Annotated in this window: 10 protein-coding genes; 4 read left to right on the plus strand and 6 right to left on the minus strand. The window is 71.5% G+C overall.

Annotated features, from left to right (window positions below):
* Positions 1–8: 8 nt before the first annotated feature.
* On the minus strand, positions 9–398 hold the full coding sequence (locus ABGB17_RS23820) for a (deoxy)nucleoside triphosphate pyrophosphohydrolase (protein ID WP_347633152.1): 390 nt from the start codon (positions 396–398) through the stop codon (positions 9–11).
* Positions 399–792: 394 nt separating this feature from the next.
* Here ABGB17_RS23820 and ABGB17_RS23825 point away from each other — a divergent pair, with 394 nt between their 5' ends.
* From ABGB17_RS23825 to ABGB17_RS23835, 3 genes are all read left to right on the plus strand, one after another.
* Positions 793–5,541 (plus strand): LamG-like jellyroll fold domain-containing protein, encoded by a 4,749-nt coding sequence (locus tag ABGB17_RS23825; RefSeq protein ID WP_347633154.1) that lies wholly within the window; start codon positions 793–795, stop codon positions 5,539–5,541.
* Between the two features lie 76 nt (positions 5,542–5,617).
* Positions 5,618–6,061: a NucA/NucB deoxyribonuclease domain-containing protein gene (locus tag ABGB17_RS23830; protein ID WP_347633156.1), complete on the plus strand. Its 444-nt coding sequence runs from the start codon at positions 5,618–5,620 to the stop codon at positions 6,059–6,061.
* Positions 6,062–6,151: 90 nt separating this feature from the next.
* On the plus strand, positions 6,152–6,601 hold the full coding sequence (locus ABGB17_RS23835) for a hypothetical protein (RefSeq protein WP_347633158.1): 450 nt from the start codon (positions 6,152–6,154) through the stop codon (positions 6,599–6,601).
* 9 nt (positions 6,602–6,610) lie between these two features.
* On the opposite strand, the gene ABGB17_RS23840 is transcribed toward ABGB17_RS23835, so the two are convergent.
* From ABGB17_RS23840 to ABGB17_RS23860, 5 genes are read right to left on the minus strand one after another with little or no spacing between them, the layout of a single operon-like run.
* A complete protein-coding gene (locus tag ABGB17_RS23840; protein WP_347633160.1) occupies positions 6,611–7,693 on the minus strand; it encodes a bifunctional lytic transglycosylase/C40 family peptidase in 1,083 nt (360 codons plus the stop codon).
* On the minus strand, positions 7,690–8,346 hold the full coding sequence (locus ABGB17_RS23845) for a hypothetical protein (RefSeq protein ID WP_347633162.1): 657 nt from the start codon (positions 8,344–8,346) through the stop codon (positions 7,690–7,692). The genes ABGB17_RS23840 and ABGB17_RS23845 overlap by 4 nt, the downstream gene beginning before the upstream one ends.
* 3 nt (positions 8,347–8,349) lie before the next feature.
* Positions 8,350–10,848, minus strand: a complete 2,499-nt coding sequence (locus ABGB17_RS23850) for a type IV secretion system protein (protein WP_347633164.1) — start codon at positions 10,846–10,848, stop codon at positions 8,350–8,352.
* On the minus strand, positions 10,845–13,322 hold the full coding sequence (locus tag ABGB17_RS23855) for an ATP-binding protein (RefSeq protein WP_347633166.1): 2,478 nt from the start codon (positions 13,320–13,322) through the stop codon (positions 10,845–10,847). The genes ABGB17_RS23850 and ABGB17_RS23855 overlap by 4 nt, the downstream gene beginning before the upstream one ends.
* Positions 13,323–13,365: 43 nt before the next feature.
* Positions 13,366–14,292 carry a cellulose synthase operon protein YhjQ/BcsQ gene (locus ABGB17_RS23860; protein WP_347633168.1) on the minus strand — a complete coding sequence of 309 codons (927 nt, stop codon included), beginning with the start codon at positions 14,290–14,292 and terminating at the stop codon, positions 13,366–13,368.
* A 783-nt stretch (positions 14,293–15,075) separates the two neighbouring features.
* Between ABGB17_RS23860 and ABGB17_RS23865 the strand changes: the two genes are divergently transcribed.
* On the plus strand, positions 15,076–15,395 hold a 320-nt coding region (locus ABGB17_RS23865), incomplete at its 3' end, for a hypothetical protein (RefSeq protein ID WP_347633170.1).

A 15,395-nucleotide genomic window follows, 5' to 3' on the forward strand; every position in this document is an offset into this window, starting at 1 on the left:
ACCGGCTTTCAACCTTCGCTGATCAGATCACGCACGGCTTTGGCAACGGGCAGGTCGGCCGGCAGCCACGCGATGTCGAAAAGCTCATCACGCCCCAGCCAGCGCAACGCCAAGTGCTCATGAGGGTGCGGAACCCCAGATATCAGACTCGCCAGCCAGACCCGCATCACGTACCCCGGGCTCAGCGGCCAGTCACCTCCCACCCGGTCCCCCACCATGATCCCGACCCCGAGCTCCTCCTGGCACTCCCGAACCAGCGCCTCCTGGTCACTCTCACCGGCGTCGACCTTGCCTCCGGGGAACTCCCACCCTCCTGCCATCTCCGGCGGCCCGGCCCGCTGCGCCGCCAGAAGCCTTCCACCGTCAATGATCGCCGCCGCGACAACAATCTTCTCCATGTGCGTAAAGCCTAAGGACCCCCTGCCGATCCGCCCTCGTCAACACCTGACACCGTGCACGGACCGTGGCCATCCCCTCCGTACCCCACCCCAGCTCACCTCACGACCAGGGGACCCCGCCCACCTCCGCCCACCCCCGCACGGCACCCGACGCCGGATGAATACCCCACGCCACAACAATCCCCCAGAAAAGCATTGCACCTCGGCAGAAATCCACCTCGACCTTAATTCATCCCAGGAACAATCCCACCCAAAGAATTCACTCCGGAGAGCGATTCGCCCCACACGAATCAATTACGGAGCACACTTCTCTCGTCACTTCATTGGCTCTATATTTCCATCTTCGGGCATGCGAGTATCAAAGCCATTTCCGCACCAAATGGGAAAGGCCTGTATGAAAGCACCACGTTCCGCGTCCGGGTTACCAGCCAGGACGCGGCGCCCGGCTGCCCTGATCGCACTCCTCACCCTGCCCATCGCACTTCTGGGCGTACCCGCGAGTCCCGCGGGCGCCGAACCGTCCCCCACACCCAGCGCCCGGCCGCCACAGGCCGGCACCCTCGACGCCGCCTTGGCGGAAGCCAAGAAGACCAGCAGACGTGTCGAGATCGAGGCACTGCGCTCGGAGACCGGCACCTACTACGCCAATCCCGACGGGAAGACCATGCGTGCCGAGGTGTCGAGCACCCCGGTACGGGTCAAGAAGAACGGGGCCTGGCAGGCCGTCGATCCCACCTTGGTCGTTCAGGACGGCGTCCTGCGCCCCAAGGCCACCAAGGGCGACCTGACCCTGTCGCTCGGGGGTGACACCACCGCCATCAGGTACGCGGGCGACACGGGCCGTGGCGCCGTCTCCGCCCCCGCGAAGCTGCCGAAGCCGGTGGTCAAGGGCAACACCGCCACGTACACCGACGCCTACGGGGCCGGCGTCGACCTGGTGGTCACCGTCGTTCCGGGCGGGTTCCGGCACGAGATCGTACTCAGGCAACGTCCTGCCCAGGGCCTGAAGCTGCGCGTCCCTGTCGACCTGCCCGGGGACCTCAAGCTCGGCAAGGGAGGCGACAAGACCCCCGGCGTGCTGAACGGCAAGGGCAAGGAGCTCGTCGACCTGGCCGGGCTCCAGATGCTGGACGCGGTCGAGACGCGCGCACCCGCCACCGGCCGCCTGGGCACGGCGACCACGAGTGTGGACGGCGCAGGCGCGCTGGTGATCACCCCCGACACCGGCTTCCTGGCCGACCCGGCGGTCACCTATCCGGTCACGCTCGCGGCTCCCCTGATGGACGACTGGACCGGGACCGGCATCGCGGGCGACACGTTCGTGAGCCACAGCTACCCCAACAGCAGCAGCAACAAGGGCCTCAACAGGCTCATCGCGGGCCGGTCCAACAGCGGCACGGTCACCTGGCGCTCCTACATCCGCTTCCACATCAAGGGCACCCCGCTGGAGGGCGGCACGGTCGGCAACGCCGACCTGCGCCTGTACAACTACGACACCAACGACTGCAGCGACACCGCGACCGCGGGCATCGTCGCCCGCCGCGTCACCACCGACTGGAACATCAACACCATGACGTGGGGCAGCGGCCAGCCGTCGACCACCACCAGCGGCCAGGTCGGCAACAAGGGGGCCTACGGCCTGAACTGCCCCGAGGGCGAGGGCGAGCTCTGGTACTCCGTCGAGCAGATGACCCAGGCATGGATGGACGGCGCCGACGACTTCGGCGTGCAACTGTCCTCGGCCAGCGAGAGCGTGCCGACCAACTGGCGCTGGTACCGCTCCGACGAGTACGGCGGCTACGACACCTGGCCCTTCACGCCCCGCGGCCCTGTGCTCATCGTCGAGTACACCCCCGCCCCGATGGAGTACCTGGTCTCCATGCGCCCCTTCGACGGCGCCGAGCCCGTGACCACGTACGAGCAGGACAAGGCGTGGGTGGAGGCCGGAAACGTCCACATCGACCAGCTACCTCCGGCGAAGGCCCCGACGCCGGAGCAGGCGATGGCGGAGGCGAAGGCGGCCGGCAACTCGGCCACGACCCGGCTCCTGGACGCGTACTACCCCGACGACCTCACCGACGAGGAACTGGCGGACGGCGAGGACCAGGTCACGCCACCAGGTGAGGAGCCGCCCGACCCCAATCCCGTGCCCGACGACGACACCACACCCCCCGGGGTCTCGGCCACCACTCCGTCCGACGGGCAGACCGGCGTCCCGGCCGGCGGCACCGTCAAGGCGGTGTTCGACGAGGGCGTGACCGAAGCCCGCATCGTGGTGAAGGACGCGCAGGACGCCGAGGTGGCGGGGAACGCGGCGATGGACGCGGCGGACACCACCCTCACCTTCACTCCGAGCGCGCCCCTGGCCACGGGAGCCACGTACACCGCCGAGGTCAGCGGGGCCATGGACTACGCCGGAAACCGGATGGCGGCCCCGCACTCGTGGTCGTTCACCGTCGCGGGGCCCGACACCGAGGCGCCGGCCGTGACCGGGACCGAGCCGCTCAGGGACGCCACCGGTGTGCCGGTCGGCGGCGCGGTGCGGGCGACCTTCAGCGAAGCGGTGTCGCAGGTGCGGCTCACGGTCAAGGACCCGTCGGACACGTCCGTGCCGGGAACGCTGACGAGCGCCGCCGAGGGTGTCCAGTGGACCTTCACGCCGACGTCCCCGCTGGCCGCCCAGACGGTGTACCGGGCCGAGGTGGACGGCGCCACGGACACGGCGGGCAACGTCATGACCCCCTACACGTGGTCGTTCACGACGGGCGCCGCCACACCGCCCCCGGTGCCGGGGCTGGTCGCGGCCTACGGCATGAACGAGGGCACGGGCACGAGCGTGGCCGACTCCTCCGGCCGGAACAACTCCGGTACGGGCAGCGGCACCGGCTGGGTGGACGGCAGGTACGGCAAGGCGCTGTCGTTCGACGGCTCGTCGAGCTGGGTCACCGTCGCCGACGACGCGTCGCTGCGTCTCACGACGGGGATGACGCTGTCGGCCTGGGTCAGGCCGGCCACAGTGGCCGGCTGGCGGCCCGTGCTCGGCAAGGAACTGAACGGAGAGGGCGTCTCCTACACCCTGTACGGCGCCGACGACGACGGGCTTCCCTCCGGCTGGGCGCAACCAGGCCCTGAGGCTTTCTCGCAGGTCCACGGCACCTCTCCCCTGCCGGTGAACACCTGGAGCCACTTGGCGCTCACCTACGACGGCGCCGCGCTGCGACTGCTCGTCAACGGTCAGCAGGTGGGCCAGACCGCCATGACCGGGAGCCTCCACGACGACGGCGGCCCGCTGCGGATCGGCGGGAACGCGGCCTGGGGCGAGTACTTCAGCGGCTTGATCGACGAGGTGCGCGTCTACGACCGCGCCCTGACAGCGGCCCAGGTCCAGGCCGACATGAACACCCCGGTGGGCTCCACCACACCGGGCCCCACCCCCACACCGACGCCCACCCCGACGCCCACGCCGACGGTCACCCCGACCCCGGTCGCGGGGCTGGTGGCGGCCTACGGAATGAACGAGGGCATCGGCACGGGCGCCGGCGACTCCTCCGGGCGCGGCAACGCCGGGGTGGTCAGGGACACGTCCTGGACGAGCGGGAGGTACGGCTCGGCGCTGTCGTTCAACGGGTACTCGAGCTGGGTCACCGTCCCCCACTCCACGTCGCTGCGCCTGACCACCGCGCTGACGCTGTCCGCGTGGGTGCGGCCCTCCGACGTGGAGGACATCTGGCGCACCGTGCTCATGAAGGACCTCACCTCCGGTGGTTCCTACGGCCTGTACGCCTCCGACGGTGTGGCTCCGGCGGGCTGGCTGCAGACCGCCGCCGGCCCTGGCGGGGTCGAGGGCAGCGGGCCGCTGCCCCTGAACCAGTGGAGCCATCTGGCGGTCACCTACGACGGCGGCACCGCCAGGCTGTACGTCAACGGCGCGCAGGTCGCGCAGGCCCCGTTCTCCGGCACACTGGCCGACGACGGCGGCGCGCTGCGCATCGGCGGCAACAGCACCTGGGGCGAGTTCTTCGAGGGCCTGATCGACGAGGTGCGCGTGTACAACCGCGCGCAGACCGCCGGCGAGATCCAGGCCGACATGAACACCCCCGTCGGCGCCGCGCCGGCGGGCGGCGGGGCCGCCCGGTCGTCACTCGCACAGGGCGTCTCCGGCTCTGCCCGCGCCATCGAGCGGCTGACGGTGGACGACGGCCGCACGGTGAAGGGCGTCGCCGTCGCCTCCTCCCTCACCCCCGGCCTGACCGCCTGGGTGTCGGCCGGGCAGGGCGGCGAGGCGAAGGTGTCCGTCGAGGTCGCGCGCAAGCCCGCCCCGTCCACCAGGTCCGGCAAGACCTCGGTCAAGGGGCCGATCTGGTCGGGCCGGGTCACCGCCGACGCCGGCGACTCCCAGGTGACGCTGCGGGTGCCGAGCGGCGTGTTGCGGGCCGGCGAACAGGTGCGATGGCGTGCCCGTGTCACCGGCGCGAGCGGCGAGGGCACCTGGACCGGCTGGCAGGACCTCACCGCCGGCACGTCGGGGACAGGACGCCTCAGCGCCGCCGAGGCGGCGGCCGATCCCATCCCTCCGGCCAACATCAAGCGGGTCATCGGCGCTCAGACGACCGTCACCCCCAGCGCGACGTTCACGCAATGTCACAACACGACGACCACAGGCAACGCGCCGTACGCCTTCACGCCGAGCCGGTACGCCCACTGCCGCTACTCCGGCTTCAAGATCAATGTCTGGGGGGTCCGCGTCTTCATCCCCATATTGATCGGCAGCGTCACGGGACACCAGCTCACCTACATCCAGGGGACGGTCAACAAACGCGAGTTCAAGGTCAGCAAGCACATCTACATCGACAAGATCGAGGACCAGGTCCCGAGCGGCCTCCGCTTCTCCAACACGATCGGCAGCACCAGTGGCGGCTGCGCCGCCGGCCCGGCCACCGGCATGACGGGAATGTATTCCCCCGAACCAGTGGAGGACGGCCACCGGCGAGTGGCACATCACCCAGACCTTCACCTCGGGTCCGGGCAGCGGATACCACCTGAAGAGCGACTGCACGATCAATTTCTCGGTGACCTCGAGTCATCCGCACGACGGCCGCCTGAGCTCCATCCCCGTCTACGGGGAAGGCACGTTCCGGTGTGACAAGTCCCCCCAGGTCAAGTGGCACAACAAGCAGGGAGGCGGCTGTGTCCACACCGCAGGCGTCCCGTCGTTCACGATGACCAGGAACGACGTCAACGCCAAGAACGTGGGCTTCCCGAACATGTACGACCACATCAAGCGGGCGCTGACCCCCGGGTCGAAGACCTACCCCGAGCCCGGCGGCAAGTCCTACCCGGACCTCACCACGGCGAAGGCCATCCCGGGCGGCCGCTGGAACAGCACGCTGACGCGTCACGGATACGAGCCGACCAGTGTGGGGAACCGCACCGCCGCCGGCAAGGTCTGCGCGAACGAACTCAAGAAGGAAACAGGAAAGGACTGCGACGAGTACCCCTTCGCGTCGACCCTGCAAGGATCGGCACGCGCGAATCCTCCGCACAACTTCTCGGTCGCGATGATAGACGCGGACGAGAACGAGGCACACGGAATCGTGCTCCGGGCGTGGTACTGGAACAACCGGATCCTGAATTTCGACGAATTCTGGATTGACATCCGATAGTGTCCCCGCGGGGGCCTGGCCGGCGGCCGGCCGGGCCCCCGCACTTTCCCCGGATAATGTCCGCGCCACAAGAAACACAGGGAAACGCCGATGGTGAACGTCGTCACCGAGCTTCTCGACCCGAACGTGATGTCGCGCTATCTGTCCGGTGTCGCGGACGTGGAGGACGACGGTGAGCTCGACGACATCGAGACCGACGCGGACGGATGGGTCGGGGCCGGTGACAACGGCATCGCGATCAGCGAGAGGAACGGCGAGCGGTTCCTCGTCAAGTTCGAGCTCTGGGACGGGGCGCCGCCTCCCCTCGATTCCTGGGACAGGAGCTGGTCGGGAGCGGTGCGCCTGTCCTCGGGGAAGATCCGCGCGGTCAGCCAGCACTCCGGGGACGAGTCCTACGGCGCGGAGTTCGACCTCGGCCGCCGGGACGGCGTCTGGCAGGTCAGAGTGCACCGCAAGGCCCTCAGCCACGAGGAGTTCACGGCGGAGGTCGTCGGCTTCACCCTGCTGAAACTCCAGTTCTGGCCGGCAGGCCAGGAGTGAGCGGCGGGGTCAGGTCAGGCCCTGGCTGCGGAGCTGCTCCTTGACCTTTGAGTTCTGCAGGGGGCGGGTGTAGCCGACGATGTTGGGCCGGTCGCGGTACGTCGTCACCTTGATGGGGCCGCACAGGGTGCAGCGGGCCTCGATCATCTTGCCGGGGGAGACGACCATGCCGACGTGGCCGGGGTTGTTGGCCGACGTGCCGGGGCCGGCGTTGAAGAAGACCAGGTCGCCGGCCTGTTCGTCGCCTTCGGAGATCTTCTTGCCGAAGGGCCACTGGCCGAACGTGGTGCGCGGGATGGAGAGGCCGGCGCTGCGGTAGGCCATGTAGATGATGCCGGAGCAGTCGTAGCCCTCGGGCCCGGTGCCGCCCCAGCGGTACGGCTTGCCGCGCTGGGCCAGGGCGTACTGGAGGATCTTGCGGACCACGTCGGTGGGGGCCGCCTCGACCAGAGGGGGGTCGCAGGCGGGGTCGGCCTCGGGAGGGAGGTCCAGGGTGCCGTCGGAGGCGTACTTCCTGGCGATCTCCAGGACCTGCTCCACGTACCAGATGGCGCGGTTGTAGACGAACAGGGCGCGGCGCAGGTCGCCGGGGGCGCCGTTGCGCTTGAGCATCTTGGCGGCGCCGAGGATGGCGTCCGCGGGGTTGTAGACGTCGCCGTAGCCGTCGTCGTCGCCGTCGGAGGCGTAGCCGTTGAACTTGCTCGAGGTCTTGATCTTGGACTTGCCGCCCCACGTGCTGATGAGGAACTGCATGGGGCCGGCGGCGCCCGCGTAGTTGGTGCCGCTCTTGACGCCGGGCAGGTTGGAGCGGCCGTGGTCGGTCTCGCGTTTGCCGACGGCGGCGAGCACCGTCCACTGCACGCCGGTCTTCTGGCCCCACTTCTTGTACAGGGCGAGGTACTCGGGCGGGATGTCGGACTGCGCGGTGTCGGACACGTTGGCGAACTTGGGCGAGTCGTCCTCGCAGTCGGTGACGGTGCCTCCGCCGAGGAACGACGGGAACGTGCTCATCAGCATCGGTGCCATGATGAGCGTGACCAGCACGACGCCGGCCAGTCCGATGATCAGCGCGATGCGGAGCCGGGACGTCACTGGATCGTCCCCTCCCCGGGATCGCCCTCCTGGCCGAGTTCGGCGGGTTGCATGTCGAACACCCTCCACTCGGCGCCGACCTGGGTCAGCGTGACGGCGTAGTCGGCGCTGCGCTCCTGCGGACCGTCCTTGGCGGTGATGCGCTGCACGACGGTGACCACGAACACGACCGATCCGTCGGCGATGTCACGGATGCCCTTCAGCCGCGCCGACCCCGCCGACACGATCTGACCGGCGCGGTTCTGCTCCACCAGCGCGGGCGTGGTGACGTCGCGGGACAGGACGGTGCCGAGCTCCACCGTGGTGAACGCCTTCAGCCGCTCGGCGTACGACACAGGGTCCTCGTCGTAGCGGTAGGTGGCGTAGGAGGCCGCGAACCGCTGGGCCGCGTCGGCCGCGGCGGCGATCTGCTCCCGGGTGAGGGGAAGGTACCGGTAGATGTCGAACGTCCCCGGCGAGATGCGAGGCGCCGGGGAGCCCGCCGGGGGCGCCGCCGGGCCGGGGGTCACGACGGCGGCGGAGCGCTCGGGGGGCGCGGCGGCGTCGCCCGGGCCCGGGGACGCGGGCCGCAGCGACAGGTAGATGCCGACGGCCGCCAGCGCCACGACCACCCCGGCGAAGGCGAGGCCGCGCCGGTCGCGAAGCTGGGCCATGCGTCAGTCCTTGCCGGGGCCGGCCGGCCGGAGCCAGAACGGTGCGCCCTCGTCCTCGCCGCGCCCGGAGTCGGCACGCGGCGGCAGCCACAACGGCGGCGGTTCGCTCGCCCCGGACCGCCCGCCTCCCGGTTGCCTCGGGGCCTGCCGTGAGCCGGAGCCGCCGAAGATGCCGGGGCCGCCGGAACCGCCCGAGCCGCCGGAACCCCCTGAGCCGCCGAACAGCCCCGGGCCGGAGGAACGCCCGCCGGAGGAGCCGCGCGAGGCGCGTGAACCGCCCGAGGAGCCGCCTGAGGAGCCGGAACGCCCGGAGGACCCGCCGCCCGACAACCACCCCGACCCGCCGGACCCGCCGGACGAGCCGCGCGGGCCGCCCGCGGTGGACCGCTTCGGCGCGTCGCCGCGACGCCCGGACGAGCCGCGGGAGGCCCATCCGCCGCCTCCGCCCCCGCCGAACCAGCCACCCGACGAACCACCGGAACCACCGGACGAGCCGCCGGATCCGCCTGCGCCGCCGGAGGAGCCGCCCGACGCGGACGCCGGCGCCCCGGCGGACCCGGTGCGCACCGCCGCGGGCCGCTGCGAAGGTCCTGTCGTGGTGCCGCCCCCGCCCCGGGCCGCGCCGCGCAGCGCGGCACCGGCCGCGCCCGCCGCGCCAGGACCGCCGGGACGGCCGGACAGGTTGAGAGGTGGCGCGGCCCCCGGCCGGGACACGGCCGTGCCGCGCCCGGTGGCCTTGCGGCGGACGCCCGCCTGGCCGTCCGCGTCGAGCGGCACCGGTTGCGCTCCTACGGGCACACGGCTGCCGCCCTGCTGGGTGGCCCCGCCGACCTCCTCGCCGCGGACCCGCCCCTGGGCGACGGTCGCCGCCGTGGCGGCCGCGCTGCCCGCGCTCGCCGCCGCGGCGGCGTTGATGAGCGGCTCGGCCTTGCGCAACCCCCAGCGTCCCATGCGGGCCGCGGCGACCGGCGGCAACACGTTCGCCGCGCGCGACAGGGTGGGCGCGGAGGCCGCCTCGCCGAGCATGCGAGTGGCGAGCGTGTGCCCGTCCATCGAGGCGAACAGGTGCTGGAACGGCCGCCGGTAGAAGAACACGGCGATGGTGAGCAGCGCGATGAACATGATCTGCATGCCCCACGGCAGCGTCGTGGAGATGATCAAGGCATAGCCGTACACCAGCACGCCGAGGACGAGTGCGAGCACCGCCTGTCTCAGCAGGGTGCCGATCAGCATCTCGACCCAGCGCATGGCGATGATGCGTCCCGTGCCCGGATGCACGCCGATCAGCAGGAACACCGGCCCGAGGATCAGCAGCAGCAGGAACCCGATCTTGAGCGCGATCAGCGACACCGCGACCAGGAAGATGAGCACCCCGGCGACCATGGCCGCGATGAGCGCGCCGATGGCGATGCCGAGCCGGCTGGTCCAGTCCTTGCCCTGGAACAGGAAGAACATCGGGGTGTTCTGCAGCGGCTTGGCGACCTCCTCCTCGAACCGGTTCTGGTGCGCGCCAGACCCGGGTTTCTGCCCCGACGCCTGCTCCTGCAGGTCGGTGGCCTGGATGTCGAGGACCTTCGGCCCCATCACCGCCACCACCGGCGCCTTGGGGTCGGCGGTGCCGAACTCACCCATCAGCCACGGCTTGCACACCAGCGTGGACCACAACGCGTCGGCGTTCTGGGTGACGCCGGGCGTGCCGCTCTGGCCGTACCCGCCGGGGCCGGCCTTGGCGGCGGTCTCGCCCTTCAAGGGCAGGCACGACGCGCCGCCCGCGCCGGGCAGCCCGCTGAACGCCGAGTTGACGATCTCGCCGGTCTTGTCGGTGACGGCCTTGCCGAGGCCGGTGAAGTCGCCGGGGCGGCTGAAGAACCACACGGCGACGGTGACGGCGAGGATCATCCAGATGACGCCCTCGGCCGTGGTGCTGGCACGCTTGCGGATCAGGCCGTACCAGGCCAGCCAGACCGCGCCGAGCAGCACGATGATGCGCAGGTACGGCCAGTACATGGCGTCGGCGAGGTTGGTGACGATGTCGTCGACGACGTCCTTGATGGACTGCAGCGGGCCCTCGGTCGCCGCGGCCTCGTACGTCGTGATCGTCATGCGGTCGATGGCCTTGGCCCAGGAGAACACCGTGTTGGCCCAGGCGTTGCCGAGCACCGCGGCGACGTCGGTGCAGCCGAGCTCGTAGGTGTGCCAGAACTGCCCGGCCATGCCGTACCGGTCGTAGTTGGTCGCCGGGTTGGCGATCTGCCCGGTGGTCGTGCTCGCCGAGCCGTCCGGCCCCGTGGTGGGCTGGACGGCGCCGTCGGGCAGCGGCGGCTTGACGAGGCCGTCCACACCGCCGCCGACCATCTCGGGCGCGAGGTCGGGTGACAGGTCGCACGGCCCGGCCGCGCTCGATATACCCGGGGAGAAGGCGATCGGCACCACCACCACGGCCGCCAGGATCGCGAGGACCAGCAGGATCTTCCGTCGCAGTCGCCGCCCGCCACGCCTCATGACCGCACCTCCTGTGCCATCCCGGACCTGGTCCCAATGCGATCATCACTGCTGTCGCCGGGTTTGTCATGCGTCGGATTCGTGTCCAGCCAACGCAGCAGGTCCTCGGAGATGAGGTCCACCCCGATACGCCCCGCGCGGCCGTCCAGATCACGGAAAACGCACTCGCCGTTGCCGAGGGCACGCAACGCCGCCTTGTGCTCCTCGGACGCCTCGACGCCGAGCAGCGCGAGCACGTGCTCCACCTCGACCCGCTCGGTGGAGCGGAACGCGAACACCGACGACAGGCAGTTGGTGACCTGTTCGTTGAGCAGGTCACCGGCGTTCTGCGAGACGAGCACCAGCGCGGTGTTACGGGAACGGCCCATGCGGGACACCTCGGGCACCAGCTTGGCGCCCTCCGGTGTGGACGTGATGGCCCACGCCTCGTCCAGGAAGATCGCCTTGGGCGAGCGCCGGTCCAGGCCGTTCATCAGCCGCCGCGCGAACTGCGACACCAGGTACAGGATGGCCACCGACAGCCGCTGCTCGTAGGAGTAGTCGTCCCGGGCGGCGGCGACGTCCGGCAGGGTCAGGCCGCCGAGGGTGAACACCGTGGTCCAGCCCTCGGTGTCGATCTGGCCGCCGCCGGAGGGGTCGAAGCACAGCCGGGCCAGGTGCATCTCGGACATCGAGCGCAGCACCGCGCCGAGGTTGCGGGACGCGGCGTCCTCGGCCTGCTCCAGGTGGTCCACGACCTTGCCCAGGGAGGGGTCGGGCTGGTTGGAGACCGTGGACACGGCCTGGATCATCGCGGACTCGCGCTCCTCCGACATGCGCGGCAGCAGCAGCCGCAGCGTCTCGGTGGCCATGGTCTTCTTGGTGGCGATGTCGTCGCCGAAGGAGAACGGGTCGAGCAGGCCCGGCTCCGCGGACCCGAGCGGGATGACGCGCGCCTTGCGGCCCCGGCCCTGCAGCAGCCGCACCAGCGACTCGGCGTCGCCCTTGGGGTCGATCACCGCGACGGTGACGCCGCGCAGCGCCATCTGGTAGATCAGCAGCAGCGCCAGCGTGGTCTTGCCGCCGCCGGGCTCGCCGGTGATGGCGATGGCCGTCGGACGGTTGCGGGTGGCGGCCACCAGCGGGTCGAAGTGCACGATCGACCGGGCCCGGCCGAGGGTCTCCCCGATGTACGGACCGGCCCACCCGGCGCCGGACTCGTCGATGCGGTCGCCGAGATCGACGGTGGCGGTGGCCATGCCGCCGGCGATGGTGCGCAGCGGCTGGCGCTGCGCGTAGGCGTTGACCCGCACCCGCTCCCCCGGCAGGGCCTCGCAGAACAGCGAGAACTGGTCGCCGGTGGAGTTCACGATGTCGATGCCCATGTCGCGGTAGTGCTCCACCACCGCCTCGACCCGCTGCAGGCACATCTCCTCGGTGGGCGCCGCCACGACGAGCCGGTGCCAGCCGTACACGAACGGCAGCCGCTCCTTGGTGATGCCGTGCTCCAGCATGCGGGCCGCGTCGATCTGCTCGGCCAGCGCGATGGGGGCCTCGGCCCCGGCCTCGCGGATGTGGATGTCCATGTCCCTGGCGTGCGCGAGCTTGCGCGCCACGTCCTTGCTCGCCTTGATCGGCGGGATCAGGCGCATGCGGGAGCTGACCTCCACCGGGAAAGGTAACTGGTCGACGAAGTGCAGCCAGGGCTCGCCGTCGGGGAACGGCATCAGGTCGGGGAACCGGGCGAACGACAGGTGCGCCACGTAGGAGTCGCCGCCGGGCTGCTGGATGCGCAGGTACGACCGGCCGTTGTGGATCTGGCCCTCGACCAGCGACTCGATCTCGCCCTTGCCCCACCGCCTCGTGGGGGACGCCGAGCCGGGCGGGTCGCCGACCGAGCCCGCGGCGGCGTGCCGGAAGAGCCAGGCGATCTCACCGGAGCTCGCGTGGCGGGCGTACAAAGCGCTGGCGGCGAGGGCACGGCCGAGGCGCTCGGCCTGCTCGGTCCACTTGTCGATCTCGTTGTCGGGGACGTGGTCGTCCTCCAGGCCGAGGGTCTTCTCGCTGCGCTGGTAGAAGCCGATGAGCTGGGCCAGCACGCCGGTGCCGAGCTGCGCGCCGCGGTTGCCGAGCCGCACGCCGAGGTAGACCTCCTTGGTCCAGAAGTCCTTGGCCCAGACGTGGCGGTACATCTCCTCCAGGTAGTCGCGCCAGCCCTCGCCCTCGTCGGAGGTGGCGTTGAGCGTCATCGCCCAGTCGGCCGCCGGGTAGGCGCGGTGCGCCACCCGCAGGTGCACCTCGGCGTCGGGCATGCGGATCGCGGCGAGGGCGATGGTGATGTTGGTGGCGAGCGCCTCCCGCTCCTCGGCGGTGACGAACTCGTAGCTCACCGTGGGAAGCCGGAAGTAGGCCCACGCCGCCGAGTCGGTGAGGAGGATGCGGTCGTCGAAGTACCGGACGGCCAGCCTGCTCCTCGACCGTGACGATCGCGCCATCAGCGGGACCGCCGCGCCGTCACAGGTCCACGTCGTCTGGTCGTCACTGGGCCACTTCCTCCTCGCTCGGGCGGCTCGCCACCGCCAGGCCGCTTGCCACAACCCCCGCCAGAGCGAGGTACGCCCGCCGGGTGCCGGCCCGCAGGTGCGCCGGGTCGGCGGCGCCTGGACGCCCCGGGGTCAGCTCGTCGTCCCAGGGCACCCGGACGATGGCGCGGCAGCGGCCCCGGGCCACCGCCTCCGCCTGCTCCACGCCGCCCATGCTGCGGCGGCTCACGCCGTTGATCACCAGGATGCCCCGGCGGCGCAGCTCGGTGGACCCGTGGCCGTCCAGCCAGTCCAGGGTCATCGCGACCGCGTCGGGGGCGTCCTCGCTGGCCGGGGCCACCAGGATGAGCTGGTCGGCGTACGGCAGCATGCGGGCCGCCACGGCGGCGGCGGGGTCCATGAGGACGAGGCGGTAGTGGCGGTCGAGCAGGCGCACCGTCTGGGCGAGGCGCTGGTCGGAGAACAGGCCCCGGTCGGCGAGGCGCCGGGACGCCGCCGCGTCGGAGTCGGAGGCCACGACCTCAAGGCCCGACTCGCAGCGGGTGGTGTAGGCCCGCATGCCGAGGTAGCCGTTCACGCCGTCCAGGCCGGCCAGGAGGGACGTCAAGGTCTCCGGGGAGTCCACCGGGACGCGGGAGGTGAGGGTGTGGTCGCCCACGTTGGCGTCCACGGCGAGCACACGGTCCTCGCGGTGGCGTGCCAGGGTGTGGCCGAGCATCAGGGCCGTGGTGGTCTGACCCGCGCCGCCCGTGCAGCCGAGCACCACGACGCGCCGGCTGCCGGTCAGCGGCGTGCGCGCCCTCGCCTCGTCACTGTCGGCGCCGTCGCCCCGCCCCGGCCCGCCGCTGCCGACCACGACCTGCGCCAGACGACGCCAGCCGCCCGACTGGTCCCGCCCGACGACGGACTCGACACGTCGCATGCGCGGCTCGTCCCCCGGCCGGGGCACCGGCACAGGCACCGAGGGTGCGGCCGGGTCCGCGGTGACACCGGACCCGGTGGGCACGGCCCGGATGGACAGCGGAGGCGCCTGCTCACGAGACCCCGGCCGCCCCGGGGCACGACCACCCGGCCTCGGGGGTGCGGCCGACCCACGCGCGGCGGCGGGCTCCCCTGACCTCGGAGGTGCGGCGGACCCGCGGGTCCCTGCGGACTCACGGGACCCTGCGGCCCCACGGGACCCGGCGGACTCAGGGGACCCGGCGGACTCACGGGACTCGATCGACTCGCGGGACGCGGCGGACTCACGGGACCCGGCGGACTCACGGGACCCGGCGGACTCACGGGACCCGGCGGACTCACGGGACTCAATGGACCCGCGGAACTCAATGGACCCGCGGAACTCAATGGACCCGCGGGACTCAATGGACCCGCGGGACTCAATGGACCCGCGGGACTCAATGGACCCGCGGGACTCAATGGACCCGCGGGACTCAATGGACCCGCGGGACTCAATGGACCCGCGGGACGCGGCAGACTCGTGGGACTCGATGGACTCGCGGGACCGGGCGGACTCACGAGACACGGCGGATTCGCCGGGCCTCATGGGTGGCGCCGATCCGCGGCCGGCCGGCTCGCCGGGCCTCATGGGTGCCGCCGACCCGCGGGACGCGGCGGACTCGCCGGGCAGCGGGCGGCCGGAGCGGGCGGTGCGTACCTCGGGCAGCCTGGCCGCGGCCGCCGGGCGTGGCGGCTGCCCCTTGCGGTGCTGCTCGGCCGCCTCGGCGGCGAGCACCTCGCCCTCCCGGGCCGAGACGAGGCGTTCCTGCCCAGGCTGGGGGGCCTCGGCGGCGAGACCCCTTCCCGGAGCGGCGTACTCGGCGGCCACACGCTCCGGTGCACCGCGCTCCGTGCCCAGACGTTCCGGCGCGGCGCCTTCTGTGCCCAGACGTTCCGGCGCGGCGTACTCGGCGGCCACACGCTCCGGTGCACCGCGCTCCGTGCCCAGACGTTCCGGCGCGGCGCCTTCTGTGCCCAGACGTTCCGGCGCGGCGTACTCGGCGGCCACACGCTCCGGTGCACCGC

The organism is Sphaerisporangium sp. B11E5 (assembly GCF_039871875.1).
GTDB lineage: Bacteria > Actinomycetota > Actinomycetes > Streptosporangiales > Streptosporangiaceae > Sphaerisporangium.

Coding starts and splice junctions, on each gene's coding strand:
- ABGB17_RS23830 (WP_347633156.1), top strand. CDS start 5,618: ATGACCAGGAACGACGTCAACGCCAAGAACGTGGGCTTCCCGAACATG.
- ABGB17_RS23855 (WP_347633166.1), bottom strand. CDS start 13,322: ATGGCGCGATCGTCACGGTCGAGGAGCAGGCTGGCCGTCCGGTACTTC.
- ABGB17_RS23845 (WP_347633162.1), bottom strand. CDS start 8,346: ATGGCCCAGCTTCGCGACCGGCGCGGCCTCGCCTTCGCCGGGGTGGTC.
- ABGB17_RS23820 (WP_347633152.1), bottom strand. CDS start 398: ATGGAGAAGATTGTTGTCGCGGCGGCGATCATTGACGGTGGAAGGCTT.
- ABGB17_RS23825 (WP_347633154.1), top strand. CDS start 793: ATGAAAGCACCACGTTCCGCGTCCGGGTTACCAGCCAGGACGCGGCGC.
- ABGB17_RS23860 (WP_347633168.1), bottom strand. CDS start 14,292: ATGCGACGTGTCGAGTCCGTCGTCGGGCGGGACCAGTCGGGCGGCTGG.
- ABGB17_RS23835 (WP_347633158.1), top strand. CDS start 6,152: ATGGTGAACGTCGTCACCGAGCTTCTCGACCCGAACGTGATGTCGCGC.
- ABGB17_RS23850 (WP_347633164.1), bottom strand. CDS start 10,848: ATGAGGCGTGGCGGGCGGCGACTGCGACGGAAGATCCTGCTGGTCCTC.